The organism is Cognatishimia sp. WU-CL00825 (assembly GCF_040364665.1).
GTDB lineage: Bacteria > Pseudomonadota > Alphaproteobacteria > Rhodobacterales > Rhodobacteraceae > Cognatishimia.
This window is the reverse complement of sequence record NZ_BAABWX010000007.1, coordinates 64,409-90,636: the sequence shown is the minus strand read 5'-3', so window position 1 is coordinate 90,636 and position 26,228 is coordinate 64,409. Positions and strand designations below refer to the sequence as shown.

Annotated in this window: 31 protein-coding genes and 1 riboswitch; of the genes, 9 read left to right on the top strand and 22 right to left on the bottom strand. The window is 55.1% G+C overall.

Annotated features, from left to right (window positions below):
* A partial coding sequence (locus ABXG94_RS16575; RefSeq protein ID WP_353536085.1) for a DUF6473 family protein occupies positions 1-808 on the bottom strand: 808 nt, incomplete at its 3' end.
* 159 nt (positions 809-967) lie between these two features.
* Between ABXG94_RS16575 and ABXG94_RS16570 the strand changes: the two genes are divergently transcribed.
* Positions 968-1,843 (top strand): 3-hydroxybutyryl-CoA dehydrogenase, encoded by an 876-nt coding sequence (locus ABXG94_RS16570; protein WP_353536083.1) that lies wholly within the window; start codon positions 968-970, stop codon positions 1,841-1,843.
* Positions 1,844-1,865: 22 nt separating this feature from the next.
* Here the strand turns inward: ABXG94_RS16570 and ABXG94_RS16565 are convergent, their stop codons facing one another.
* The 7 genes from ABXG94_RS16565 to ABXG94_RS16535 are packed head-to-tail and all read right to left on the bottom strand — an operon-like array spanning position 1,866 to position 7,276.
* Complete coding sequence (locus ABXG94_RS16565) at positions 1,866-2,744, bottom strand: lysophospholipid acyltransferase family protein (RefSeq protein ID WP_353536081.1); 879 nt, start codon at positions 2,742-2,744, stop codon at positions 1,866-1,868.
* A 50-nt stretch (positions 2,745-2,794) separates the two neighbouring features.
* Entirely contained in the window at positions 2,795-3,073 is a 279-nt protein-coding gene (locus ABXG94_RS16560; RefSeq protein WP_353536079.1) for an HPr family phosphocarrier protein, read from the bottom strand.
* Positions 3,074-3,079: 6 nt separating this feature from the next.
* Entirely contained in the window at positions 3,080-3,472 is a 393-nt protein-coding gene (locus ABXG94_RS16555) for a PTS sugar transporter subunit IIA (RefSeq protein WP_353536078.1), read from the bottom strand.
* Complete coding sequence (gene rapZ, locus ABXG94_RS16550; RefSeq protein ID WP_353536076.1) at positions 3,469-4,410, bottom strand: RNase adapter RapZ; 942 nt, start codon at positions 4,408-4,410, stop codon at positions 3,469-3,471. The genes ABXG94_RS16555 and rapZ overlap by 4 nt, the downstream gene beginning before the upstream one ends.
* On the bottom strand, positions 4,394-4,867 hold the full coding sequence (locus ABXG94_RS16545) for an HPr kinase/phosphorylase (RefSeq protein WP_353536074.1): 474 nt from the start codon (positions 4,865-4,867) through the stop codon (positions 4,394-4,396). Before ABXG94_RS16545 ends, rapZ begins: the two co-directional genes overlap by 17 nt.
* 1 nt (position 4,868) lies before the next feature.
* A complete protein-coding gene (locus ABXG94_RS16540; protein WP_353536072.1) occupies positions 4,869-6,572 on the bottom strand; it encodes an ATP-binding protein in 1,704 nt (567 codons plus the stop codon).
* Positions 6,572-7,276, bottom strand: coding sequence for a response regulator transcription factor (locus ABXG94_RS16535; RefSeq protein ID WP_353536071.1), 705 nt, complete (start codon positions 7,274-7,276; stop codon positions 6,572-6,574). Before ABXG94_RS16535 ends, ABXG94_RS16540 begins: the two co-directional genes overlap by 1 nt.
* A gap of 347 nt (positions 7,277-7,623) precedes the next feature.
* Between ABXG94_RS16535 and ABXG94_RS16530 the strand changes: the two genes are divergently transcribed.
* On the top strand, positions 7,624-9,222 hold the full coding sequence (locus ABXG94_RS16530) for a phosphoenolpyruvate carboxykinase (protein WP_353536070.1): 1,599 nt from the start codon (positions 7,624-7,626) through the stop codon (positions 9,220-9,222).
* Positions 9,223-9,240: 18 nt separating this feature from the next.
* Here ABXG94_RS16530 and ABXG94_RS16525 read toward each other — a convergent pair whose 3' ends face one another.
* The 12 genes from ABXG94_RS16525 to thiD all read right to left on the bottom strand — a co-directional run bounded on the left by ABXG94_RS16525 (position 9,241) and on the right by thiD (position 17,880).
* Positions 9,241-9,762 (bottom strand): ClbS/DfsB family four-helix bundle protein, encoded by a 522-nt coding sequence (locus ABXG94_RS16525; RefSeq protein WP_353536068.1) that lies wholly within the window; start codon positions 9,760-9,762, stop codon positions 9,241-9,243.
* 81 nt (positions 9,763-9,843) lie between these two features.
* Positions 9,844-10,584: an ABC transporter permease gene (locus tag ABXG94_RS16520; RefSeq protein ID WP_353536067.1), complete on the bottom strand. Its 741-nt coding sequence runs from the start codon at positions 10,582-10,584 to the stop codon at positions 9,844-9,846.
* Positions 10,581-11,234: a TenA family protein gene (locus tag ABXG94_RS16515; RefSeq protein WP_353536065.1), complete on the bottom strand. Its 654-nt coding sequence runs from the start codon at positions 11,232-11,234 to the stop codon at positions 10,581-10,583. Before ABXG94_RS16515 ends, ABXG94_RS16520 begins: the two co-directional genes overlap by 4 nt.
* Positions 11,234-11,956 (bottom strand): ABC transporter ATP-binding protein, encoded by a 723-nt coding sequence (locus tag ABXG94_RS16510; RefSeq protein ID WP_353536064.1) that lies wholly within the window; start codon positions 11,954-11,956, stop codon positions 11,234-11,236. Before ABXG94_RS16510 ends, ABXG94_RS16515 begins: the two co-directional genes overlap by 1 nt.
* Positions 11,953-12,624, bottom strand: a complete 672-nt coding sequence (gene tenA, locus ABXG94_RS16505) for a thiaminase II (RefSeq protein ID WP_353536062.1) — start codon at positions 12,622-12,624, stop codon at positions 11,953-11,955. The genes ABXG94_RS16510 and tenA overlap by 4 nt, the downstream gene beginning before the upstream one ends.
* A 5-nt stretch (positions 12,625-12,629) precedes the next feature.
* Positions 12,630-13,565, bottom strand: a complete 936-nt coding sequence (locus ABXG94_RS16500; protein WP_353536060.1) for an ABC transporter substrate-binding protein — start codon at positions 13,563-13,565, stop codon at positions 12,630-12,632.
* Positions 13,566-13,575: 10 nt separating this feature from the next.
* Positions 13,576-14,556, bottom strand: coding sequence for a HesA/MoeB/ThiF family protein (locus ABXG94_RS16495; RefSeq protein WP_353536058.1), 981 nt, complete (start codon positions 14,554-14,556; stop codon positions 13,576-13,578).
* Positions 14,553-15,152 (bottom strand): thiamine phosphate synthase, encoded by a 600-nt coding sequence (locus ABXG94_RS16490; protein ID WP_353536056.1) that lies wholly within the window; start codon positions 15,150-15,152, stop codon positions 14,553-14,555. The genes ABXG94_RS16495 and ABXG94_RS16490 overlap by 4 nt, the downstream gene beginning before the upstream one ends.
* Positions 15,149-15,922: a thiazole synthase gene (locus ABXG94_RS16485; RefSeq protein ID WP_353536054.1), complete on the bottom strand. Its 774-nt coding sequence runs from the start codon at positions 15,920-15,922 to the stop codon at positions 15,149-15,151. Before ABXG94_RS16485 ends, ABXG94_RS16490 begins: the two co-directional genes overlap by 4 nt.
* Positions 15,923-15,924: 2 nt before the next feature.
* The gene (thiS, locus tag ABXG94_RS16480) at positions 15,925-16,122 is read right to left on the bottom strand and encodes a sulfur carrier protein ThiS (protein WP_353536052.1); all 198 of its coding nucleotides are present in this window, start codon (positions 16,120-16,122) and stop codon (positions 15,925-15,927) included.
* Entirely contained in the window at positions 16,106-17,086 is a 981-nt protein-coding gene (locus ABXG94_RS16475) for an FAD-dependent oxidoreductase (RefSeq protein WP_353536050.1), read from the bottom strand. Before ABXG94_RS16475 ends, thiS begins: the two co-directional genes overlap by 17 nt.
* Positions 17,083-17,880, bottom strand: a complete 798-nt coding sequence (gene thiD / locus ABXG94_RS16470) for a bifunctional hydroxymethylpyrimidine kinase/phosphomethylpyrimidine kinase (RefSeq protein WP_353536049.1) — start codon at positions 17,878-17,880, stop codon at positions 17,083-17,085. Before thiD ends, ABXG94_RS16475 begins: the two co-directional genes overlap by 4 nt.
* 63 nt (positions 17,881-17,943) lie before the next feature.
* Positions 17,944-18,044: riboswitch (TPP riboswitch) on the bottom strand.
* Between the two features lie 74 nt (positions 18,045-18,118).
* Here thiD and ABXG94_RS16465 point away from each other — a divergent pair.
* Positions 18,119-18,889, top strand: a complete 771-nt coding sequence (locus tag ABXG94_RS16465) for a DUF1045 domain-containing protein (RefSeq protein ID WP_353536047.1) — start codon at positions 18,119-18,121, stop codon at positions 18,887-18,889.
* A 49-nt stretch (positions 18,890-18,938) separates the two neighbouring features.
* Here ABXG94_RS16465 and ABXG94_RS16460 read toward each other — a convergent pair whose 3' ends face one another.
* Positions 18,939-20,051, bottom strand: coding sequence for a THUMP domain-containing class I SAM-dependent RNA methyltransferase (locus ABXG94_RS16460; protein ID WP_353536045.1), 1,113 nt, complete (start codon positions 20,049-20,051; stop codon positions 18,939-18,941).
* 170 nt (positions 20,052-20,221) lie between these two features.
* Here ABXG94_RS16460 and bioB point away from each other — a divergent pair, with 170 nt between their 5' ends.
* The 6 genes from bioB to ABXG94_RS16430 are packed head-to-tail and all read left to right on the top strand — an operon-like array spanning position 20,222 to position 25,615.
* Positions 20,222-21,202 carry a biotin synthase BioB gene (gene bioB, locus ABXG94_RS16455; protein ID WP_353536043.1) on the top strand — a complete coding sequence of 327 codons (981 nt, stop codon included), beginning with the start codon at positions 20,222-20,224 and terminating at the stop codon, positions 21,200-21,202.
* A complete protein-coding gene (locus ABXG94_RS16450; protein WP_353536041.1) occupies positions 21,199-22,338 on the top strand; it encodes an 8-amino-7-oxononanoate synthase in 1,140 nt (379 codons plus the stop codon). Before bioB ends, ABXG94_RS16450 begins: the two co-directional genes overlap by 4 nt.
* Positions 22,331-22,954, top strand: coding sequence for a dethiobiotin synthase (gene bioD, locus ABXG94_RS16445; RefSeq protein WP_353536039.1), 624 nt, complete (start codon positions 22,331-22,333; stop codon positions 22,952-22,954). Before ABXG94_RS16450 ends, bioD begins: the two co-directional genes overlap by 8 nt.
* Positions 22,951-24,234: an adenosylmethionine--8-amino-7-oxononanoate transaminase gene (bioA, locus tag ABXG94_RS16440; protein ID WP_353536037.1), complete on the top strand. Its 1,284-nt coding sequence runs from the start codon at positions 22,951-22,953 to the stop codon at positions 24,232-24,234. Before bioD ends, bioA begins: the two co-directional genes overlap by 4 nt.
* Complete coding sequence (locus tag ABXG94_RS16435; RefSeq protein WP_353536036.1) at positions 24,234-24,854, top strand: pimeloyl-ACP methyl esterase BioG family protein; 621 nt, start codon at positions 24,234-24,236, stop codon at positions 24,852-24,854. The genes bioA and ABXG94_RS16435 overlap by 1 nt, the downstream gene beginning before the upstream one ends.
* Complete coding sequence (locus ABXG94_RS16430; RefSeq protein ID WP_353536034.1) at positions 24,851-25,615, top strand: methyltransferase domain-containing protein; 765 nt, start codon at positions 24,851-24,853, stop codon at positions 25,613-25,615. Before ABXG94_RS16435 ends, ABXG94_RS16430 begins: the two co-directional genes overlap by 4 nt.
* Here ABXG94_RS16430 and ABXG94_RS16425 read toward each other — a convergent pair.
* Positions 25,612-26,223 carry a GntR family transcriptional regulator gene (locus tag ABXG94_RS16425; protein WP_353536032.1) on the bottom strand — a complete coding sequence of 204 codons (612 nt, stop codon included), beginning with the start codon at positions 26,221-26,223 and terminating at the stop codon, positions 25,612-25,614. The genes ABXG94_RS16430 and ABXG94_RS16425 overlap by 4 nt on opposite strands.
* Positions 26,224-26,228 lie beyond the last annotated feature (5 nt).

Sequence of the window (26,228 nt, the reverse complement as noted above, 5' to 3'; positions counted from 1 at the left end):
TTTCCACCAGAGATTCCGCAATTTCCAGATGGGCTATCGGCCCTAACATCTGCCGTGCAGCGGGCTCCTCTAAGGGGCGAAAGCACATGCCCTGAGTGCCCGCACGTCGGGCTAACGCGCTGATACGCACCACATTTATCGCATCCACATAGGGACGCAGCGCCTCTATCATTGTGGCATCAACAAACATAGGGTCTGCGCCCAAATCAAATTTCGGAAGTCGTTTTGGCGGACTGCGCTCTGCGCACCACAATAAGATCTTCTTGCCCGGCAATTCCCCCAACAAGACTTTCATGCGCGCAGACCAAGCCGCCCGCAACTCCTCGCGCACAAAAGAAAACCGATCCCCCGCCCGCAACGAAAGTTCTTGCAACATGTGGCGGGTGAAATTGAACTCTGTGAAATCGATGTCGCGAAACACCGATTTCATCAATGGCGACGCCATTACAAGCCGGTCGTTACGCCGTGGATGCACCTTGTAATAGCGATTGGACATATTCTGCGCCCCAACCACCTGCACCACCGTGACCTGCGCCTGCCCTGCTGCCGCAAGCACCTCTGGATCATGCACAAAGGCATCCACCCCGGCGTTGACGCAACCAAAATTAACACAGGGAATATCCAAATTTGCCTCGACGATCTGCGCAAAAGGAGATTTGATATATTTGCCATAGGTTTCAGTACCGCCCAAAAAGGCGATAAAGTTACCTTGGAGCAGTTTTTTTGGCCCCCGAAAGTAAATTCGCGAACTGCCATAGCGACATGGATCATAGTCCAGCGCGCGGCGACTTTGGTCTTCGTAAGACATATCACCCACCAATTTTTTCTCACCCGAGAAGAAAATTGGCCGATTCGGCTTGAGAAATTCCTAAACCTTCAATTTGCATCGACTTTTTTACAGTCCCGCCCCTTGCCGCCACCAAGCCCACATGCGTAATGTCGCTGTGCAGGCAAAGAGGGTGATTTCATGGACATCAAATCAATTGGCGTGATCGGTGCAGGCCAGATGGGCAATGGGATTGCACATGTTATGGCTTTGGCCGGCTATGATGTGGTCCTGAATGATATTGCCCAAGAGGGCTTGGATACGGCCATCGCGCGCATCACCAAAAACATGGCACGACAGGAAACGCGCGGTTTGATCACCGCAGAGCAGCAAGCCGATGCTTTGGGTCGGATCAAAACCACGTTGCACCAGCCCGAAGTTGCCCAAACCGATTTGGTCATCGAGGCCGCAACTGAAAATGAACAGGTCAAATACAAGATCTTTGAAGGCCTACTGCCACATTTGCAGCCGCACACAATCTTGACCTCAAACACCTCTTCTATTTCAATCACCCGATTGGCCAGCCGCACTGATCGCCCAGAAAAATTCATGGGCTTTCACTTTATGAACCCTGTGCCGCTGATGCAGCTGGTGGAATTGATCCGCGGGATTGCCACAGACCAAGACACCTATGCCACCTGCCTAGGGATTGTGGAAAAACTGGGTAAAACCGCCGCCAGCGCCGAAGATTTCCCGGCGTTTATCGTCAATCGCATTCTTATCCCGATGATCAACGAAGCCTGCTATACTCTGTATGAAGGCGTTGGGAATGTGGCCTCGATCGACAATGCCATGAAGCTGGGGGCCAACCATCCGATGGGGCCGCTGGAACTTGCGGATTTCATCGGGCTTGATACCTGTTTGGCGATTATGCATGTCTTGCACGAGGGCCTTGCCGATACCAAATACCGCCCCTGCCCGCTTTTGACAAAATATGTCGAAGCAGGCTGGCTGGGCCGCAAATCCAAACGTGGGTTTTATGATTATCGCGGTGAAGCGCCAGTGCCAACGCGCTAGCGGTTAAAAGTTCAGTCGGTTTTTAACTAGATTTCCCGAGCGACAGCGTGTGATTACGCAGCCAGGCCATAAAACCGCGCGGGTCGGTGTGCAAAGTCTGCATCTGCTCTTCGGTCAACGGGCTTCCGATCACCGGAGCCTGAGGCTTGTTGCAGGACTTTACGATTTCATGCAACAAAAGCCCCTGGCGCAGAGTGGCCGAAATCTGATTGGCAATCTGATACCAACGTGAATTTTTGCCCGGGAAGTAAATCGGCACAACACGGGCCCCAGAGCGGCGGATCAGCTGAGCAGTAAACACATTCCATTCACGCTCTATCACCGGGCCAAACATGGTGTCAGACGAGGAAATCACCCCCGACGGAAATACCGCAACCACGCCGTTATTTTTCAGATACGCCATGGTTTTGGCCCGCATCTCAACCATTTTCTTTTGGGCGTCGGGGTCATGCGGAAACGGCACTGGGATCATAAATGACGTGGCGGTCTCATCCAGCCCCGTTAAGACCGAGCGGGTCAAAATCCGGTAGTCTTCACGCACACGACCAATCAGATCAGCCAAGATCATGCCATCAACCAACCCATGCGGATGGTTGGCGACCACCACAACGGGGCCGTCTTTAGGGATGTTATTAAACTGCTCTGCCGGAGTTGTCAGATCAACGCCCATAACGTCAAGCGCACCACGCCAGAACGCCTGTCCACGATAGTCGGCGTTCATGCGTTCAAACCGGCGCACCAAGCGCAAAATCGTCAACTTGCCAGTGAACCATTCAACGGTTTTGATCGCCAGCGCAGTCCAAGTGTCATCAAAGGAGTTGGCATAGGTTAGACTGCGGCGATCATAGGTCTCGCCCTCGGTCTCGTCTTGCGGCTTGATATCTGACGACTTGTCCAACACGTTTGCTTCCTGTTCGGCTTTACTTTAGCAACCAACAGCCCAGAGGCTGTTTAGAAGCCTTCCCCGAACTTATCCGCGACCAACGCCTCTATGGCATTTGCCAGCGCGCCTGCATCGGGGCCTGATGTCTCGACATCAATATGAGTCCCGCGCGACGCTGCCAGCATCAACAGTCCCATAATACTGTCGCCGCTGGCACTCAAGCCATCCTTGGACACTTCTGCCGTGGCGTCAAACCCTTCGACCACCTCGACGAGTTTTGCACTGGCCCGCGCGTGCAGGCCTTTTTCATTTACAATTTTAATCGTCAGCGTTTTGGTGTCGACCATGAATAATTAGTCCGTATTGATGTTTTGGCTATCGATGTATTTTCGACCTGCTTCCAAAGCCCCGCGAACGGCATCTGGCACGGCCATATGTCGGCTTTTGGCAAGCTTTATCAACATAGGGAGGTTCGCACCATAGATGATGCGACGATTTTCAGGGGTGCAGGCGCGCAGGGATAAATTGCTGGGTGATCCGCCAAACATATCGGTGACCACAACCACACCAGAGCCAGAGTCCACCGCGTTGGCCGCTAGGCAGATCTCGTCTTGTTTGTGGGCGCGATCATGGTCGGATTCGATCGTTATCGCCTGAATGCCTTTTTGTGTGCCAACGACATGCTCAACGGCCGCAAGATATTCTCGCGCCAACCCGCCATGTGCTACGATCACGATTCCGATCACGCCTTTGCTACCCCGCTACCAGCATTGTTTGATCTGACCGCGACCTCCCCTTCGCGCCGATCTATTTCGCGATGCCTAATTGACACCTGCCAGCCGCCCGGTGCAAGGGCCTCTGCGAGCTTTTCAGTCACAAAAACTGATCTATGTTGCCCCCCGGTACACCCAAGTCCAATTGTCAGATGGGACTTGCCTTCGGCACGATAGGCCGGAAGGAGAAAGCTCAAAAACTCACTCAACTTTAGGAAGAAATTTTCGAATCTCTCATCTTGCGCCACATAAGCGGCCACCTCAGGGTCTTTTCCAGTAAGATCTCTTAAGCTTGGGTCCCAATAGGGATTTCGAAGAAAGCGGCAGTCGTGCACGATATCCAATCCTTGCGGCAGACCCCGCTTATAACTGAAGCTAACCAAGCTAACCGCCAGCAAGCGCCCGGTTTGCGGAGCAAAGCGACGCTCTAGCTCTTGACGCAGGGCGTGAATTGTCAGTTCGGACGTATCAATCAGCGCATCGGCACAATCGCGCACCGGCACGAGCAGTTCTTTTTCGCGATCAATGCCCACCGCGGCACTTTCGTTTGGGGACATGGGGTGCCTGCGCCGGGTCTCGCTGTAGCGACGCTGTAAAATCTCGCGGCTGCAATCAAGGTACAGAAGTTCCGGGTCATGCGACTCAAGGTCTTGCAAAAGCTCGAGCAGCGCTCTGGGGGAAAAATCCCTGTTGCGGGCATCTAGACCCAGCGCCAGGGACCGTTGCAGAGGCGGGCCAGAGAACAGCCGCTCCACCAACCCCAGAGGCAAATTGTCGATGGCTTCAAAACCAATATCTTCGAGTGTTTTTATAGCAGTAGATCGACCAGCCCCGGATGGCCCGGTGACCAGAACCAGTCGTGGCCGCGCTGTGTCTTGCAAGGTATTGCCCAATTCAGTCCCGTCTCCCATGGTTGGCGTATTGCAGGATTGCTGCTGCAAAATGTGGGTACGGAACCTTTAAAAGCAAAGGCAATGTTACGCCCAATAGCGAAATTGTGTGGAAGTACGGCAATCGCTGTGCTTCGATATGGTCCAAACTGACCACAAACTTTAGCGGAGTGGGGCCAGCATATTCCGCATTCAAAAGGCCGACGCCGCGCGCTTCGATCAGCCCCCTTATGGTGGCGGGGGCCGAGGCCATCAACGCGCCGTCAACAAGATCGATCTGCGTTTGATCGTCAGAAACAAGCAAAGCCCCGCGGCTCATCAGCTCTAGGGCAAGGCTGGATTTACCCGTACCAGAGCGCCCGAGGATCAGCAGACCAGCACCGTGACAGGCCAATGACGTACCATGCAAAAGCCCAGAAGCAACAAGGCCGCTGTCCAGTGACAACGGCCCAGTTTTCGATGTTTCTTTGCGCGACATGTTAGACTGGCAGGCCAACCACGAAACGCGCACCCAATGGGTCTGAGGTGATATCAGCCTCTGTTGGGCGAATGTTTTCAGCCCAGATCACACCGCCATGCGCTTCGACGATCTGTTTGGAAATGGCCAGACCCAAGCCAGAGTTATTGCCGAATTGCTCTTGCGGGCGTTCAGAATAAAATCGGTTGAAGATTTTGCCCAAAGCCTGATCCGGAATACCTGGCCCTGTGTCTTCGACAACAACCAAGACCCTGTTTTGACGTTTGCGCACCCAGACGCGGATGGCGTCTCCGTCCTCGCAAAAACTGATGGCATTGGTGATCAAATTCACAAACACCTGCGCCAGTCGCGCTTCTAGCCCGGTGATCTCGATGGGTTTCGCCGGAATATCAGAGATGAAATCGATGCCTTTGGTCTGGGCATCTTCGCCCAGATACTGTGCCAAATTTCCGATCATGCCCAATAGATTAAACCGTTCTTCTTCCTCTTTGACCAGCTCGGCGTCCAGGCGAGAGGCGTTAGAAATGTCGCTGACCAACCGATCAAGGCGGCGCACATCATGTTCGATCACGTCCAGCAATTTTTGACGGTGATCCTCGCGCTTGACCATACGCAGCGAGCCAACCGCCGACCGCAGGCTGGCCAGAGGGTTCTTAATTTCATGCGCCACGTCGGCGGCAAATTGTTCGTTGCCATCGATCCGGTCATACAGGGCTGAGACCATGCCACGCAGCGCGCCGCTTAGGCGGCCAATTTCATCTGGGCGTGCGGTGAGATCAGGGATACGCACGCGACCCGGGTTGACTTGTCGCGCGTCGCGATCACGGCCAATCTCGGCCGCTGCTGCCAAATCGCTCAGCGGATTGGATATGGTCGAGGCCAAAACAATGGACAGGCCAATTGAAATCACGACAGCCATCAGGAACATCTGCAACACCCGCTCTCGCTGGGCGCGCACCAATTGGTCAACCTCGCCTGTGGTGTTGGTCAAAACCACCACCCCGACGTCGCGGCCAGACTGTGCCAATACAGAAGCTACTGCAAAAACCGTCTCGCCGCTTGCATCCGCAAAAGAGATAGTCTGCCTGTCCCCGGCAAGCGCTGATTGCGCCAGCCCAGTGATCTGATCACTGGCCGAAACCGTCACCTGATTTACGTCATCGTCGCCAACAACAGCCCCCCAGATCCCATTCAACGCATTGGTCAGCGGCGTCGAACGCACATTTTGATCGCTGATGGCAGCCTTTGTGCTTTCGGCCTCGGCCACCAGAACACCGGTTGTGTCCAAAACAAAGACCTGATTTCCAGCCCGAAGCGGAAGCTGATCCAGCGTACCAGCAACATCAACTCCGTCGCCCGTCACCAAATTCACCGGCGCTCCGGTAGGCATTTGAACTTGCAAAGCAGCTGAAATCAATGCTGCTTCGCTTTGCAAAGTGGCGGTGTGCTGGCCGACATAATTGTCACGGGCAGAATTCAGATACAGAATGCCCGCCACCAGAATAAACAAGGCAATCAAGTTGAATGTGATGATCTTGCGCGTCAACGGCGATCGGCTCAATGGCGTCAGGCGCCGACGCTCTCGGCGTCCGCGCATTTCACGTTCAACGGTGGATTCAGGGGCGACCCAGTCGTCGCCTAAGACGACATCGCCTTCACGCCCTTTTGCCATGCTGCCTGTGCTTATCCCTTCGGCCAGTGCCATTACTCTTCGTTGTACCTATAGCCGATGCCATAAAGGGTCTCAATTGCAGAGAATTCATTGTCGGCTGTGCGCATTTTCTTGCGCAAGCGTTTGATGTGGCTGTCGATTGTCCGATCGTCAACATAGACCTGATCGTCATAGGCAACATCCATCAACTGATCGCGTGACTTCACGAAACCAGGGCGTTGTGCAAGCGCTTGCAACAGCAAAAACTCAGTCACGGTCAGCGTGACATCATTGCCCTTCCAGGTCACTGCGTGGCGCAGCGGGTCCATCGACAATTCGCCGCGTTCCATCACTTTGGTGTCTTCGGACTCGCCCGCAACAATTGTGCCGTTCTGTGCTTCTTGGCGGCGCAGCAATGTGCGAATACGCTCCACCAACAGCCGTTGGCTGAAGGGTTTCTTAACGTAGTCGTCCGCCCCCATACGCAGACCAAGCACTTCGTCGATCTCATCGTCTTTGGAGGTGAGGAAGATAACCGGCATCGAGGTTTTCTGACGCAGACGCTGCAGCAGATCCATTCCATCCATGCGGGGCATCTTGATATCCAACACGGCCATATCGGGAAGTTTGCGGTTAAACGCGTCCAGTGCCTGCTGGCCATCGTTATAGGTTTCGACTTCGAAACCTTCCGCCTCAAGTGTCATGGCAACGGACGTCAGGATATTCCTGTCGTCGTCCACCAGTGCAATCTTGGACATAGGATAATTCCTTATACTGCTCTTTATTTCTATTTTTTACCGGTATTATGCGCTTTTTTCTTTGCAGCAATCAATCCCAAACAGCGAATCACTGCAAGAGCGACTTCATTTTTTTGAAATTTCCTTAACCTGACGCTAATCTTGGACCTTTAAGCAAGATTGTTTCAATTCGTTTGCGATAACATTTCACTGATTGCGCTAACGCAGCGCTATCACTCTATTCAAGTTCCAAAACCCCATGTTATGAGCGCCTCTATCAGCCATGCTCTTTGGCTGGTCGATCAGGGTGAAATCCCCATGATCGAATACAAGACCGCCGCGGCCAGCGCGGCTACAGGAGTTTTACTATGGCATTTGGACGGGTAAACCCGCAGTTCCGCCTCGAGGATCAAGGAATCGAAGGACTGGGAAATGTCTATTACAACTTTATGGAACCAGAGCTGATTCAAACTGCTCTGAAGAATGGCGAAGGCACGCTTGGCAATGGCGGCGCGTTTTTGACCACGACTGGCAAATATACAGGCCGTTCCCCAAAGGATAAGTTTGTTGTCAAAACCGACAGCGTCCAAGACACTATTTGGTGGGAAAACAATGCCCCAATGAGTCCTGAAGGCTTTGATGCCCTATATCAGGACATGCTGGAGCACATGAAGGGTCGCGAATACCACGTGCAGGATTTGGTGGGCGGTGCTGATCCGCGTCATTCGATCAACGTGCGTATGGTCACTGAATTGGCATGGCATGGTTTGTTCATCCGCACCATGCTGCGTCGCCCAGACCGCGAAGACCTGGATGATTTCATTGCGGATTTCACTGTAATCAATTGCCCAAGCTTCCAAGCGGACCCCAAAAAGCACGGCTGCAACACCGAAACGGTGATTGCGCTGAACTTTGATCGCAAGATGATCTTGATTGGCGGCACAGAATACGCGGGTGAAAACAAGAAATCTGTTTTCACCTTGCTGAATTATCTGCTGCCTGAAAAAGGCATCATGCCAATGCATTGTTCGGCCAACCACGCCAAAGGCAATGCGATTGATACGGCTGTATTCTTTGGCCTTTCCGGCACCGGTAAGACAACTTTGTCTGCTGATCCAGATCGTATTCTGATCGGCGATGACGAACATGGTTGGTCAGATCAGGGCACGTTTAACTTTGAAGGCGGCTGCTATGCAAAAACCATCAACCTGAACGAAGAAGCAGAGCCAGAGATCTATGCCACAACGTCCAAGTTCGGCACAGTCATCGAGAACATGGTTTATGACGAAGAAACCAAAGAGCTTGATTTCGAAGACGACAGCCTGACGGCCAATATGCGCTGTGCATACCCGCTGCATTACATTTCAAACGCCTCGCAAACTGCGATTGGCGGTCACCCCAAAAACATCATCATGCTGACATGTGATGCCTTTGGTGTGTTGCCCCCTATTGCGCGTTTGACTCCGGCGCAGGCGATGTATCACTTCTTGTCTGGCTTCACCTCGAAAGTGGCCGGTACAGAGCGTGGCGTAACCGAACCAGAACCAACGTTTTCAACCTGTTTTGGCGCGCCATTCATGCCGCGTCGTCCAGAGGTTTATGGCAACTTGCTGCGCGAAAAGATCGCCAAGCACGGTGCCACTTGCTGGTTGGTGAACACGGGTTGGACCGGCGGTGCCTATGGCACGGGGTCGCGTATGCCAATCAAGGCAACTCGTGGTTTGCTGACAGCTGCCCTCGAAGGGTCTTTGGCGAATGCCGAATTCCGCAAGGATAAAAACTTTGGCTTTGAAGTGCCCGTTGCCGTGCCCGGTGTTGCAGAGGTTCTGTTGGACCCACGCCGTACGTGGGACGACAAAGCAGGCTATGACGCACAGGCGGCCAAGTTGGTAGAGATGTTCTCTAATAACTTTGAACAGTACCTGCCGTTCATTGACGCAGACGTAAAATCTGCGGCAATTGGCTAAGCTTAATTGATATCAATCTCAAGGCCCCAGCGTGTTAGGCGCTGGGGCTTTTTTGTTTCTAAGCACAGCACGAATGTATTTGGCAGCAGATCGATAGTGGCTAGGGCCTGCGGCCTCGGCCCAACGGCCCGCTGTCCAATTATTGTTTGCGCCCCGCATTGGGCCGCCATAAAGCTCTGTTTCAGAACGGGAATTCAAAAAGTCCCGTAAAGCTTTGTGTCGGTCACCTAACAAGGTGCGGGCGGCCCCCCACCCCAGATCAGCTTGCTGTTTGCGCAGATTTGAGTTGTAGCGTTTCAAATCATTCCATTTGTAACCTTGAGCTGGAAAATACACAGGTTTGCCGGCTTGCCCGTCAGCATACCACCCCAAATACAGCTCTATCCAATGGGCGCGATGGGCCACGACATCTTTGATAGAGGTGTCGTCCTGGTCCTTGACAAGCGCCATCTCATCAGAAATAGGCGCGATCAGATTGATTAGTTTTTTAAGTTCTTTGTCGGTGATTTCGAGCAATTCAGTTTTGGTTTTAGCGGCCATGGGCATGCTCCTTTAGAGGAGAGTGTAGCCCGAAAATAACACGCCAGCATTGCGCCAAATCAATTGTCTTGGTGACCAGTGTCAGCTTTGCGTGCGGTCCAGAAATCTACGGCAGAAATAATCTGTGGCGGCATGCAGGCCCATGGTCAGAACCGCCAGAACGATCAGGCTGGCAAACATCAGGTCGATCTTGGCGCGGCCATTGGCCAGCAGCATAAGATACCCAAGGCCTTTGCTCGCCCCCACCCATTCGCCGATGATCGCCCCGATGGGCGCATAAACTGCCGCCAGGCGCAACCCCGAGGCAAAACCCGGCAGGGCGGCGGGGATGCGGATGTGCCACATGACACGCCGTCCAGAGGCCCCCATGACGCGCGCGAGGCCTAGCCAGTCTTGGTTGGTGCGCATCAAAGCGTCAAAGAACGAGGAAGTGACCGGGAAATAGATGATGATCAGCGCCATAACCACTTTGGACCACAGCCCATAGCCCAACCACAGCGTCAGTATCGGGGCAAGTGCAAACACAGGAACGGCTTGGCTAAACACCAGCATGGGTCGCACCAAAGCCCGCGCGATCGGCGAGGCCGCCAGACCGATGGCCGACAGGCCGCCAAGCACGGCCCCCAGACACAGACCCAAAAGCACTTCAGAGATGGTGACGATCGCGTTTTCTGCGATCAAAAGGCGGCTTTTCCACAGGGTCTCGGCAACAAGCGCGGGGCCAGGCAGGATGAACTTTGGCAAATCGCCAAACCAGACGATGGCTTGCCAGAGTGTCAGGCCCAAAAGGGCCGAAGCTATACCTGCCTGCCAGCTTTTCATGATGCCACGTTAAACCCGGACCAAGCCGCATCAAAAAACGCGCGCTCGCGGCGTGTGGCTTCTTTGAACATATCCGCCACCATGTTGCGTTGATCGTCGTCCAGATCCAGCCACGCCAGATCAAGCTGGTTGCGCAGATAACCAACCACGCCTTCAAAGCCCGGACCACTGTGCAGTTTGATCCATTCGCCAAACCAAAACGGCAGGTCATCAGCCTTGTCGGCAAAAGGCGTGGCCCAATCCAGATAGACCCATTCTGCCACGCAAAGCACCGACAACATGATTTCATAGCGCCCTGACAGCCGGGCCTCTTCCATCAACATCTGAAAGTCGCGGGTTTCCGGCGCGGGCGCTGCGCCTGACGGCACGCCCAATGCTTCAAAGCTGCGCATGAAATAGGTATTTTCTGGGCCAGATATCAATCCCAGAAACTGCGCTGCTGGCAGCGCATCTGTCAGTGTCGGTGCGTGTGCCACCGCTGTGGCCAAAAGGCGCACAAATTGGTCAATAAACAGGTAGTCTTGCTGTAAATACCCAGCCATCTTTTCCGGCGACAAAGTCCCGTCAGCCAAGGCATCGGTAAAGGGATGTTTTGTGGCGATCGCCCAATCTTCACCTGCAAGAGCTTTTAAATAATCTGTTGCGTGCATCAGGTGTCCTTTCTTAATCTGGCCAACAGGCTTGTCTGAACTTGCAAGACTGCGGCGTCATCAATGGCACGTGGCACAGCCCCTTTGGGCGGCACCACGTCTTCAATTCCGGTTTCTGTCATCACATTGATGACATGGCCCAAACGCGCGGCTTCTGCCGGGTCGTGGGTCACAAGTAATACTGTGCGTCCGTGCAGGACTTCGGCGGTCAATTCCTGCATTAGCGAGCGGTTTTTGGCATCTAGGGCTGAAAAGGGTTCATCCAGCAACACGATGGCGCGGTCTTCCATCAGGGTGCGCGCAAGCGCGACGCGCTGACGCTGTCCGCCTGACAATTCAGACGGTTTGCGACTGGCTTTGTCTTGCAGCCCGACGCGCGATAATACTTGCATGACCCGGTCGTGATTGCGCGCCTCGCCACGCAGCTTAGCCCCCAGCGCAACATTGTCGCGTACTGAAAGCCAAGGCAGCAGCAGATCGCTTTGCGCCATCAGCGCAACACGGCCCTGCATATGGCCATCACGGGCACCATATTCGCCAACAAATTCAACGTGATCCCCTAGCCCAGCAAAGAGCTTGAGCACGGTTGATTTGCCAACGCCACTGGACCCAAGCAAACAAGTCCACTGCCCCGCCGCCACCTTAAGTGACAGTTCAGCAAACACCGGCACACCGCCGATGCTTGCCTTGCCCGTCATAAAGAGCGCCGGGGCTTTGGTCATGGTTTCAGCCCCATATCCCAAAAGCTAACCTCTAGGCGGGTCGCGGTGTCAAAGCGTTTGCACAGATATTGCCAGCGCGGGCTCGAGGTTGGGTCTGATCCCAAACGTCGGGCAACGGCCGCATCAATCAACGCGCCGACTTCGGTGCAAACATCTTGATACTCTGAACCGCCATAAGTGGTGATCCAATCCCCATAGGGGTTATCATTTGTAGAGGACAACAACCGCGCACCAATTTCACCGTAGCCCATCACGCAGGGTGCCAGGGCTGCCAATAGATCCAGCAAATCACCGGAATGTCCCGCATCCAGAACATAGCGCGTATAGGCAAGATTTTCAGGGCGTTCTTCGGCCGCAAACAGCGCGGCCTCTGAGATGCCCGCCGCTGCACAGGTTTTGACATGCAACGCAATTTCATCATTGATGAGCGCGTTCACTGTGCCAGCACACAGCCGCATTTCAGCGACGGTTTCAGCTTTGGTGATCGCCAAAGCCCAAGCGCGTGAGAAATGGATCAAAAAGACGTAATCTTGCGTCAAATAATGCAAAAAGGCAGCACGCGGCAACGAGCCATCCTGCAGCCCTTTGACAAATTCATGATCAACATAAGCGGGCCAGTTTTGGCCCGCCGCTGCCCGCCAAAGCGGAAATGTTTGTCCGTAACTCATGGCGCTTATTGTGCGCCCAGATCAACGGCAAGTTCAGACACAGGGCGTATGCCTTCGACCAGCTTGGCATCTGCAAGGAATTTTTCAAACCGCACATAACGGCCTTCGTCCAAAGCTTCTGGACGCAGGGCAAAGCGTGGCAAAGTATCTGCCCATGCTTTTTCGTTCAGCTCGTCTTGCAGCTCGGTTGATGTGCCCGAAAAAATCTCCCAGCTTTCTTGTGGGTGATTTACGATGAACTGGGTCGCCAGCTCTGTTGCGCGCAGAAAGCGACGGGTTTTGTCTACGTCCATTTTGTCTTTGTTGGCCACATAGATCAACTCGTCATAGGTCGGCACGCCCTCTTCTTCGATGTAAAAGCACTTGCCTTCGACGCCTTCGATTTCCATCTGGTTCAATTCGAAATTGCGGTATGCGCCAAGCACGGCGGCAACTTGACCAGACATCAAGGATGGGGAAAGCGACCAGTTCACATTGACCAGCTCGACGTCATCCATACCAAGGCCATGTTCGTTCAGGATGGTGCCCAGCAACGCTTCTTCGACGCCCGCAACAGAATAGCCAACTTTGCCGCCCTTAAGATCAGCGATGTTCTTGATGGGGCCGTCTTTTAGCACCAACAAGCAGTTCAATGGGGTTGCAACCAATGTGCCCACGCGCAGCAGGGGCAGGCCTTCGGCAACTTGCAGGTGCAATTGCGGCTGATAAGACACCGCAAGTTCCGCTTGACCAGCGGCAACCAGCTTTGGCGGGTCAGACGGGTCTGCGGGCGCAATGATTTCGACCTCAAGGCCTTGGTCAGCAAAGAAGCCTTTTTCTTGCGCGACAATGATGGGGCCATGGTCGGGGTTTACAAACCAATCCAGCAAAAGCGTCATTTTATCAGCGGCAAAGGCCGGTGTAGCGGTCAGCATCGCTGCTGCCATAAGTAGTTTTTTCATCTGTTCACTCCTAGGTTTCCGATGGCCCATCGCCAAGGGCGACAAGCGTTATTTCTCCGTCCCAGACCCGCGCCAGCCGTTCGGCGGCCTGCCAGGCGCGCAGGCCTGACCGGCAGGCCAAAACAGCGCGTTGTGCGGGGTTTGGCATGGGTCCATTTTCTGTAAAATCACTCACGCTATGACGCGTTGCTTTGACCAGTGCCGGGCCGGGTTCATCTGCCGCCCGAAGGTCGATCAAAAAGTCCTGTGGCGCAATGTCATTAGCGGCGATAAAGCGGTGTCCGCCCATTGGTTCTGGGGCTTTTTCAAAGCGAAAGCCACCAAAGCGGAAATGCGCTGCGTCATAGCTGACGATCTGCCCCAAGGGCGAAGGATTTGTGCCGCTGATAACCGCGACTGCCATCTGCGCTTGCAAACTGCCGATGACACCAACCGAAGGCCCCAAGACTCCATCTGCGTCACAGCTGCCCAAACGATCTGGCAAATCGGGAAACACTGCCCGCAAACTGGGTTGCCCGCCACAAAAGCCACCGCAATAGCCCTCGGTGCCAACCACCGAAGCGCTGATCAGCGGCAAGCCTGCTCCAAGGCAATGGTCACTGGCCACATAACTGGCTGCAAAACTGTCAGCACAATCCAGCACCAAATCAACACCTGCACAAAGCGCCGCGACATTAGAGGGATCAAGACGGCTGATTATGGGCTGAATTTCGCTTTCAGCATTCAGCGCCTGCATATGTTTGGCGGCGGCCAGTGCTTTGGACGCCCCCAGATCATTTTCGCGAAACAAAGTCTGGCGATGCAGATTGCTAAGTTCAACATGGTCCGGATCAACGAGGCGAATAAAGCCTACGCCAGCGCCCACCAAATACTGCAACACCGGGGCTGCAAGACCGCCGGCCCCGATCACCAATACACGGGCCGAGCGTAATTTGGCTTGGCCTTCTGGCCCCAGAGCGGGCACTGCGATCTGGCGCGCATAGCGGCTCATTTTTTTACCGCCTGTAACCATTCAGAGACCCGCGTCTCTGGATCGTCTTTCAGCGTGATATCAGTCACGGCCGCCACGATATCGGCCCCCGCGTCAAAGGCCCCAACCGCGCGTTCCACCGACATGCCGCCGATCGCCACAAGGGGCAGATCGCCGATTATCCCTTTCCATTCCGTGACTTTCTCAAGGCCTTGCTGATGCCATTTCATTTTCTTCAAAATGGTCGGATAAACCGGCCCCAAGGCGATATAGCTAGGATCCAGCGCCAAGGCGCGATCCAATTCAGCGCGATCATGGGTGGAAATGCCTAATTTCAAACCCGCGGCTTGAATGGCGTCGATGTCCGCAACGTCCAGATCCTCTTGGCCCAAATGCAGCCAGTCACAGCCCAGTTCAATGGCCAATTGCCAATAGTCATTCACCACCAGCACCGCGCCATGTTCATCACACAGCGCCTTGCCTTCGATCAATTGCGCGCGCACCACATCAAGCGGCTGATCCTTGATGCGCAACTGCACCAGTTTCACGCCAAGCGGCAAAGCGCGGCGCAACCAGGCCACATCGTCAAAGACCGGATAAAACGGGTGCAAGCTCATTCCAGAAACGCCTTTCCAAGCACAGGAGTAGAAGGCGCTGCCATGTCGCGCGGTTCCATCGCGTCTGCCTGATAGGCCAGAGCGCCCGCCTCGACGGCTTTGGCAAAACCTTCGGCCATGGCGACGGGGTCACCGGCTTTGGCCACAGCTGTATTCAGCAGCACAGCATCATAGCCCAATTCGATGGCCTGTGCCGCTTGACTGGGCACACCCAATCCCGCATCTACCACCAAGGGCAAATCCGGGAAATGCGCGCGCAAAGACCGCAGGCCGTAGACATTATTCAGCCCCAATCCAGTACCAATCGGCGCGCCCCACGGCATCAGAACCTGACAGCCAGCGTTTTGCAGCTTGTCGCACAGCACCAGATCCTCGGTGCAATAGGGAAAGACCTGAAAGCCATCTTCGGACAAAATGCGCGCGGCTTCGACCAAGCCAAACACATCTGGTTGGAGTGTATCTGCGTGGCCAATGACTTCGAGCTTGATCCAAGGGGTGTCAAACAATTCGCGTGCCATATGGGCGGTGGTCACCGCCTCGCGCACCGAATGGCAGCCGGCGGTATTGGGCAGCAGCGCCACATCCAGCTCTTTGATCAGGTCCCAAAAAGCTTGCCCGGCTTTGTCAGATCCGGCTTCGCGGCGCACGGAAACCGTTGCAATGCCTGCGCCAGAACGACGAAAGGCATCCGCCAGAATGGCAGGCGACGGATATTGCGCAGTGCCTAGCATCAAGCGCGAGTTGATTTCTTTTCCGTAAAAGGTTGGCATATCTATCCCCCCTGACGCGGCGCGACAATCTCGACGCGGTCCCCGTCCTTTATCTCTGTGGTTTCACGCAGCGTGGCAGGTACAAAATCTTCGTTGACCGCTGTGGCGACTTTGGCCCCACCATGGCCAAGTTCAACCAATATTGCCGCAAGCGAAGTCGCCTCAACCTCATGCTTTTCGCCATTAACCATGATCTTCATGCAACAACTCCGGTGTTTTGCCATCCAGCAGCCATTCGCCAACCATCCGCGCCATCGCAGGGGCCAGCAAATAGCCGTGCCGAAACAGCCCATTCACATAAATTTTGTCATTCTTCTGAGTGATCCGCGGCAGGTTGTCCGGAAAGGCAGGGCGTGCATCTACACCAATTTCCAACAACTCCGCTTCGCCAAATGCTGGATGCAGCGCATAGGCAGCATTCAATAATTCCATCACGGACCGCACCGTGGCGCGGGATCGCTCTCCGCTTTCGATCTGGGTTGCCCCTAGCATAAAGACGCCATCGCCACGCGGCACGATATATAGAGGAAAGCGCGGATGCAGCAGGCGGATTGGACGGTCTAAGCGGATATCTGGTGCGCGCAGGATCACCATTTCACCTTTAACGCCACGCATTTCTGGCAGCGCAGGTCGCGCAGCCAATCCTGTGCAATCTATCACCTGACCAACGCCAGCGCCTTCTTTCCAGAACTTGACGCCTTCGGACTTCAGGCGTTGCTGCAGATCGGTCAAGGTCACTCGCGGATTCAGATGCGCCTCTGCCCGCATATGCAAAGCGCGGTCAAACCGCTCGGCCAGTTGCGGTTCAAGCGCCGCAAGGCCGCTCTGATCCAACATCTCGTGGTTTTCGGTACGACGCGCAAAACGGTCAAGCTCTTGACGATCCCGCCCAAGCGCCACCACAACAGAGCCCTTATAGGTTAGCTTTGCACCTTGGGATTGCCACCAAGCAGCGGCATCACGCCCTAAGCGCACGACCTGTTCCTCAGCAACCTCTCCTTCACAATCCGCAGCCAACATACCGCCTGCCCACCAAGAGCATCCGTGCGGCCCCGGCGCGCCATTGGGGTCGATTACGGTCACATCACACTCGCGGCTGTGCAATTCTGCGGCCACGGTTAGGCCCACCACGCCACCACCGAAAATTGTGATTTTCTTATTCATCTCCAAACCTCATGGAAATGATGCACGGGTCCGTGGCCCTGACCGATGTCGATCTGATCTGACGCCACTATTGCTTTGTGCAACCAGGCATGTGCCCGCGCGACAGCGTCAGAGAGATCAGCCCCCTTGGCCAACTCGGCGGCAATGGCCGATGACATGGTGCAACCGGTGCCATGGGTGTTGCGGGTGTCAATGCGCGGTGCTTCAAACGCCATTGCGCCTTGATCCGTTAACAACCAGTCACGGCAAACCTCGCCTTTGGCGTGGCCGCCTTTCATCACCACAGCCTTGCAGCCCAGCGCAAGCAATCGCGCGCCCTGGGCCAGTACCGCGTCGTCATCGGTGGCCTCGGCCACGTTCAGAATTCGCGCCGCTTCGGGTAAGTTTGGGGTCAGCACATGGGCCATTGGCACCAAATGCTGCACCAATGCATCAACGGCATCACTGGGCAGCAAAGCCACGCCGGATTTTGACAACATGACCGGATCCAGCACAATTGGGCCAGCAAACGCCGCCAACGCAGCGGCGACAGTCTCGATCAAATCGGGCGCGCCCAGCATACCAATTTTCACCGCTTGCACATCGATATCATCCAAGACAGCTTTGATTTGCGCGGCGACAACCGGGTTCGAAATCGCTTCAACTGCCGTCACGTCCAGCGTATTTTGGGCGGTAATGGCCGTGATCGCGCTGGTGCCGAAAACCCCCAACGCGGAAAAAGTCTTTAGATCCGCTTGAACCCCAGCGCCGCCGCCACTGTCAGAGCCTGCGATCGTTAATGCCGCCTTTGCCATGCACTTCCCCTTGCAACTTTGCCAAACACCTTAGAGAGGGGGGAACATGGGAGGGTTAAGTGACTTAGCCCAATTTCCGTTCCCTCCGCCGGTATTGACCGGATCAGGTTCGATGGGTTGGCTATTGCCTCTCAGCTTGCACGCAAGCACCCCAACGGATGGCGAGTGACTAACAAGCCAACGCAGGAATGGCAAGAAAAGCTGCATTCTGGACTGCACGACAGCAACTTCTGGTGATATGGCTAGGAAAACCACAGCGCAGCGTCTTGGGTTGGCCAAACAATCCAGACGTAAAGCCGCTGATCAACAGGCAGGGCCATGGATGCAGTTTCAAAGATATGCGATTTTTTATACGCCACCAGAGGGCGCACTGGCTGATTTCGGCGCAGCTTGGCTTGGATGGGATATCGCCACAGGCATGCCAGTAGCCCACCCCTATATGCAGGATGTGACCGACGACATCGCTGCACTGACAGAAGCCCCCAGAAAATACGGGCTTCACGGCACAATTAAGCCGCCGTTTAGATTGACCGACGTCCAAAGCGAAGAAGCGCTGTTGGCTGCCTTTACAGAACTGTGCATGGTCAGCAAACCCGTTAGTCTTGACGGGCTAGAGGTGACACGCCTTGGCCGCTTCCTAGCGCTCACTGTTACCGGCGACACTTCAGAACTTGGTGCGCTTGCGGCCAATTTCCTGCGCAAACTTGATGGGTTTCGCGCCTTTCCTACCGAAGCAGAGGTTGCAAAACGCCAAAAGACGCGCTTGACCCTTTCACAAGAGGCCAATTTGCAAAACTGGGGCTACCCCTATGCGCTGGACGACTTTCGCTTTCACATGACACTGACCGGAAAACTGCCTGTCGAGCACGCCGAAACGCTAAAGCAAAGCCTGACCCAGGTGCTGGTCAATACCCTGCCCAAACCCTTTGTGATCTCGTCTCTGACTTTGGTGGGCGAAAATACTGATGGCCGCTTTATGGAAATCAAACGCCAAGCGCTTCAAGGTTAACACCGCACCAACGCGACCATAACGCCCGATCCGATCCTGCCACCAAGACCTAAAGCGGTCCAGCCTCAAACAAGCGTACTTTTAATCCCCCATGCGGCAACGGGGGGCCATTGCGCAGCTTGGGCAGGCCGGTGGCACGCGCTAACCCGGTGTCGCTGGTGATAATGCCAACACGCCAGCCCTGGAACTCTTCCTTAAGCCGTGTCCCCAAAGCCGCATAAAGCCCAAAGAGCAGCTTTTTGTTGCCAATACGTGCGCCATAAGGCGGGTTCACAATCACAATACCGGGTGGGCCATCGGGCCGCTGCATATCGCTGACAGAGGCGTGACGAAACGAGGTCACCGCAGCCACACCCGCACGCTCTGCGTTGGCAGCAGCCATAGCGATGGCCCCGGTGTTGCGATCAGAGCCAAAGAATCGCACCTCTGTTTGGTCATCGGCCGGCTTGGACTTAAGCGCTGCAAACGCTTCTGGGTCAAAACTAGCCAAGTGTTCAAACGCAAACTGACGGCTGCGCCCTGCTTGTAGTCCAAGCGCCATTTCGGCGGCCTCAATCACAAACGTCCCAGAGCCGCACATCGGATCCAAGATCGCTTGTGACCCATCATAGCCACATGACCGCAAAAACAGCGACGCCAAGGTTTCGCGCATCGGGGCTTTGCCGACCGCTTCTTTGTGGCCGCGTTTGTGCAAGGACTCGCCAGAACTGTCGACGCTCAGCGTAACCACATTGTCATCGATTCGTACTTTCACCACCACCGCAGCTTCGGCCGAGATTTCAGCCCCCAACTCTTCGCTGATGGCGCGCTCGATACGTTGTTTGGCGGCCCCTGCGTGATAAATCTTGGATTTCTTACTGACGGCCTCGACACGCACAGGCACATCTGGGCGCAACACATCACCCCACGGGAATTTGCGGGCGCGCTTGTCCAGTTGCGCCGGATGGAAAGCCATAAAACTGCCGATGCGTACCAGCACACGGGTGGCTCCGCGCAGTTCTAGGTTGGCGCGCCACACATCCGACCAGCCACCGCTGATTTCAACGCCCCCCGGTACAGGTTTTGCATCCGCCCAACCACAAGCTCGTGCTTCGGCGCATAAAACATCTTCAAGCCCCGGGGTGCCTACGAGAAAAATTGAAAGAGAGTCAGTATCTGCCATGCGCGGTCCCTAGGCTGAAATCGCAATAAAGACCACAGAATTGTCAATTATCACCAATTTCCACAAAAGAAACGTAGGGTTTCTTGCTGAGCCTCTTGATCACTGGTTAAAAATAGATAAAAAAATATGAAACCAGAAGTCGATCATAAAATTATCTATAAAGTGAGATCATGCTAGACAATTCTTCCCCATTGCGCACCGACTGGACCCGTGAAGAAGCGGATGACATTTACAACTTGCCCTTTATGGATCTGCTATATCGCGCCCAAACTGTGCACCGAGAACATTTTGATCCCAATCAAGTGCAACGCTCTAAGCTTTTGTCGATAAAAACCGGCGGCTGTGCCGAAGACTGCGCTTATTGCAGCCAATCTGCCCGCAACGGATCGCAACTATCAGCCTCTAAGCTGATCGAAGTCGAGCGCGTGCTTTCAGAAGCCAAAAAAGCCAAAGCCGGTGGGGCCACTCGCTATTGCATGGGGGCCGCTTGGCGCTCGCCAAAAGATCGCGATATGGACGTGCTGGAAGCCATGGTGCAGGGCGTCAAAGATCTGGGCATGGAAACCTGTATGACCCTCGGCATGCTGGAAGATGACCAAATTTTCCGCCTGCGCGAGTCGGGTTTGGATTATTACAACCACAACATCGATACCTCTGAACGCTATTATTCCGAAATCATCACCACCCGTACCTTTGCCGACCGCATCGACACACTGAACCGCGTGCGCGAAGCCGGTATCAAAGTCTGCGCCGGTGGCATCGTCGGCATGGGCGAACAGCAAATGGACCGAGTGGATATGTTGCTGGCTTTGGCGACGCTGAAAGAACACCCTGATTCCGTGCCCGTCAACATGCTGATTCCAATTGCCGACACGCCTTTAGCGGATGTTGAAAAACTCGACCCAATTGAATTTGTGCGCACCATCGCGCTGGCCCGTATCCTGATGCCAAAATCACATGTACGCCTGTCAGCTGGTCGCACAGACATGAGCGATGAACTGCAAGCCATGTGCTTCTTTGCTGGTGCCAATTCGATCTTTGTGGGCGACACATTGCTCACCGCCGACAACCCAGAAGAAGACGATGACAGCAAGCTGTTTGACAGGCTGGGCATCACTGCCATGGCAGTGGGGTGTGACGGCTCAAAATGACCGCCTTTTTGCGGCATCAGGGCGCGCTAGAGCTTCTCAAACAGCGCTCGCGCTACCGCAGCCTCGCGCCACGCGCGGGGCATGACTTTGCCTCTAATGACTATTTGGGACTGGCCCAATCTGAACGGCTGCGCAAAGCGGCGCAAAGCGCCTTGGACCGCGGCGTGCCCGTTGGTGCCGGTGGCGCACGGCTGTTGCGGGGAAATGACGACGAGCATTGCTTGCTGGAAGCGGAATCTGCGCAGACCTTTGGCACCGAACGTGCGCTGTTCATGGGGGGCGGTTTTCAGGCCAATATGGCAATTTTCGCCACACTGCCCGGCCATGATGATCTGATCCTGCATGATGCTTTGGTACATGCCAGCGCCCATGATGGTATGCGGCTTGGCCGCGCCAAATCCCAGCCTTTTGCCCATAATGATCCATTGGCCGCCGAACTGATCATAAAAGAATGGCAGGCCAACAACACAGGGCGCGTATGGATCGCCATCGAAACGCTGTATTCGATGGAAGGCGACATTGCCCCGGTGGCCGCATTCATGGCCCTTGCGCAAAAATATAACTGTGTGCTGGTGGCCGACGAAGCCCATGCCACTGGCCTGCATGGGCCGGGCGGACTTGGGTTATCACATGAATTTTCCAGCAACCCCAACCTGTTAACCCTTCACACTTGCGGAAAAGGGCTGGGCGTGTCCGGGGCTTTGGTTTGCGGCCACAGCGTTTTGATCGAAACTTTGATCAACAAGGCGCGCAGCTTTATCTTTGCCACGGCACCTTCACCGCTGAATGCTGCCTTGGTGCGGGCTGCACTTCAAAGCCTCGCAAAGGACCCAGATCTGCGGCACCGCGCGCATGCGCGTTTGCGGCACGCACACACCGAGGCCGCGCGGCTTTGTGGCCTGACTGATCTGCAAAGCCAAATCATCCCAGTTATCATTGGTAAAGACGCTCCCACGATGGCACTGGCAACCGCTTTGCAAGATCAAGGCTATGATATTCGCGGCATTCGCCCCCCAACCGTACCACGCAACACCGCGCGCTTGCGCATTTCCATCACCGGCAATGTCAGCGACGCCACCATAACCGACATGTTCACCACCCTTGCCCGCCTAAAGGAGCGTCAGACTTATGACTAAAATGGTTGTGACTGGCACCGACACCGGCATAGGCAAAACCATCTTTTCAGCCGGGCTGACACGGGCATTGGACGCGTGTTATTGGAAACCGGTGCAGGCCGGGCTTGAAGAAGAAACCGACACGCAGATTGTGGCGCGCCTGTCGCAACAGCCCACCTTGCCCGAGAGCATTCGCCTAAATCTCCCAATGTCGCCGCATTTAGCCGCCGAAGCCCAGAACCTTCAAATCGATCCCGGCGCGCTGACACCCCCCAATGTCACAGGCCCTCTGGTGATCGAAGGTGCAGGCGGGCTGATGGTGCCGCTCAATCGCAAAACCCTGTTTATCGATGTGTTTGCCGCGTGGAAAACCCCTGTGATCTTATGCGCGCGCACCCAATTGGGCACCATCAACCACAGCCTCCTGTCGCTGCGCGCGCTTCAATCAGCCGGATGTAGCGTGGCAGGTATTGTGTTTATCGGCGATGCGGAACCCGAGGTTGAAGAAACCATTGTGGCCTTTGGCGACGTGGCGCATCTGGGCCGCTTGCCGCGTCTGAATCCATTGAGCGCTGCCAGCCTGCACAAGGCCTTTGACGACATTGATGTGCAAACCATTCAACAGGCGATGACATGACACCGCTAGAGTTTGACCAACAGCACCTGTGGCACCCCTATACCAATGTCACCCAGCCCGGCCCGACATTCCGTGTGTCCGAAGCTGAGGGTGCCAAGATCATTCTGGACGACGGCACCCCGCTGATCGACGGCATGTCCAGCTGGTGGTGCATGTTGCATGGCCACCGTAACCCCCGCATCACCGCAGCGATCCACGCCCAGCTTGATAAGCTGCCCCATGTGATGTTTGGCGGGCTGACCCATGATCCAGCGATCGAGCTGGGTCAAAAGCTCTTGTCGATGACCCCCGCCTCTTTACAGCGGATCTTTTATTGTGACAGCGGCTCTGTTGCGGTTGAGGTTGCGATGAAAATGGCGGTGCAATATCAACATGCCATTGGCCAGCCAGCCCGCAGCCAATTTGTCACAATTCGCAGCGGCTATCATGGCGACACTTGGAAGGCGATGAGCGTCTGTGACCCAGACACCGGCATGCACCATCTGTTTCAGGGTGCCGTCAGCGTTCAGCATTTTGTGCCCAAACCGCCGATCACCCTTAGGGCTAACTGGGATGAAGATCCGCAGAAAAACGGGCTTGCGGAATTGGAGGCGGTGCTCAAAGCCCATCATGCAACCATCGCCGGTTTCATACTGGAGCCTGTGGTTCAGGGTACCGGTGGCATGTATTTCTACCACCCAAAATATCTGGATGGCGCGCGGGCCTTATGTGATGCTTACGGCGTGTTGATGATCTTTGATGAAATCGCCACAGGCTTTGGCCGCACAGGCAAGCTGTTTGCCACAGATTTCACCCAAGTCGAACCTGATATCTTATGTTTGGGCAAAGCCCTGACCGGCGGTCATATCAGTTTTGCCTGCACAATGACCAACGGCCGCGTGGCGCAGGGTATTGGCGATGGCAATCCCGGTATCTTCATGCATGGGCCAACCTATATGGCCAACCCACTTGCCTGCGCTGCTGCTAAGGCCTCCCTTGATCTGCTAGCGGAAAACAACTGGGCCGCGCAAACCCAACGCATCCAACAGCAATTGGAAACCGAGCTGGCCCCGGCCAAATCTTTTCCTGGCGTGGTCGATGTGCGCGTGCTTGGGGCCATTGGCGTGATCGAAATGCAGCACAAAGTCAGTGCTGACGCCGCCCATGCGCTTGCCAAAGAAACCGGCGTCTACCTGCGCCCCTTTGGCCATAATATTTACACCATGCCTCCGTTCATTTGTGACGCAGACGAGCTAAGCCAGATCACCGCCGCCATGCTGCGGTTGGCGCAGGAGTTATGATGCAGACCAGCTGGCTTAAGAATAACAAAGCAGAGACGCTGATCGTTATTTTCGGCGGCTGGGCCCTTGGCGAAAAGCCGTTCTTGCATCTTTCCGGCGATGCTGACCTGCTTTTTGTGCAGGATTTTCGCACCTTTTCCGCGCTGCCTGACCTGTCTGGCTACACGCATAAAACCCTCGTCGCCTTTTCGCTGGGTGTTGCATGCTTTGGTCATTGGCAGGCACAGTTCCCCACAGAGTTCACACGCAAGATTGCCATTAGCGGCAGCCTGCATCCGGTAGATCGCAAACGCGGCATTCCGCCTCTGGTGTTTGACAAAACCCACGACGGGCTTTCTGCGGCAAGCTATCAAGAGTTTCGAACCCATTGCTATAACGCAGCGCAGCCCCATCAAGACATTGATCTGATGGCACGCCAGGCAGAGCTTGCCGCAGTGAAACAGCGCGGGCCGGCACCAGACCCGGCCTTTGATCGCATTTTTATCAGCGCGCAGGATCGCATATTCCCGATTGCCAATCTGCGCCGCGCATGGGGTGAACACACCAGCAAAATACGCTTGATTGAGGCCCCCCATGTGCCATTCGCACAGTGGCAAACCTGGACCGAGGTCTGTACATGAAAGACCTAACACCTGCCCCACCCCACGATCGTGTGCAACAAAGCTTTCGCAGAGGCCTTGCCAGCTACCACAGCAGCGCCACACATCAGGCTGACATCGCCGCACGATTGGCTTTGCAATTGGTGCAGGCTGGCGCGCCAAAGTCTTTTGCCAATGCGTTGGAATTTGGCTGCGGCACCGGGCATCTCACCCAGCACTTGCGCCGCAATTTTACGTTTCAGTCACTGACGCTGAATGATTTGGTGCCAGAATGTGCCGCCTTTGCGGGTGCCAAAGACCATTTTGTACCCGGCCCCATCGAAACGCTGCAACTGCCTATGGCGCTGGATCTCGTGTGTTCCGCCAGCACTGTGCAATGGCTCGACGACATTCCAGCCACATTGAGTCACTTGTCGCAGGCGCTTGTGCCCGGTGGTTGGTTGGCGCTCAGCGGCTTTGGCACCTCGCAGTTTCATGAATTGCGCGCTCTCGGATCAGAGGCCGCCGCCCCTAGCTATGTTGACGCTGAACACTGGCGGGCGATGTTGCCAAGCGACTTAAAGATCAAACATCTGTCACAAGCGCGGCGCGTTGCGTGGTTTCCGAATGCCTTGGCCTTGCTCAAACATCTGCGCGAAACCGGCGTGAACGGAGCTGCCAGCAAAGCATGGACCCAAACGGCGCTAAAGGGCTTTGAAACGCAGTATCGCCAACGATTTGGCACACCAAGAGGCCTGCCACTTACCTATGATCCCGTTTGGATTGTGGCGCAGAAAACCTAGGCAAGCCTAGACAAATGTCGCTGCAGGACAGAGACCGCAGCGTCGATATCGCGCTTATTGATCGCCAACATAATCGCCCGATGATCACGGTCTGTGCGTTCGACCCAGTTTTTTGAATAAGAGGCCAACAAATGCCGCGCGCTTAGCAGTTGCAAGTCAGCAACCTCAGACAACAACCTGGGCATTCCACAGGCCGCTAATATGGCAAAATGAAACCGACGGTTTTCGCGTTCCCAGCTGACTATATCTTTCGCGGTATCACAGGCCAGCCTTGCGGCATCGGCTTCTTGGCGTTGGTCGTTGGTCAGATGCAATATAGAATGGCGCAGAGCCACCGGCTCGAGCGCCAGTCGCATGACGCGAATTTCCTGCATATCCGCAGGATCAAACGGCGCAACGCGCACGCCGCGCCGCGGCAGGCTCACCGCCAACCCATGCGCGACCAGACGCTGCAAGGCCTCACGCACCGGCACATGACTGGTGTTAAACGACTTGGCGATATGATCCTGACGCAGCTTCTCATCCGCCACCAATTCGCCGCGCAAAATTTGCTCGGTCAGGGCATGGGTGATCTGATCAGAAATGGTAATCTTGGTCGTTGCTGGCATGTGTC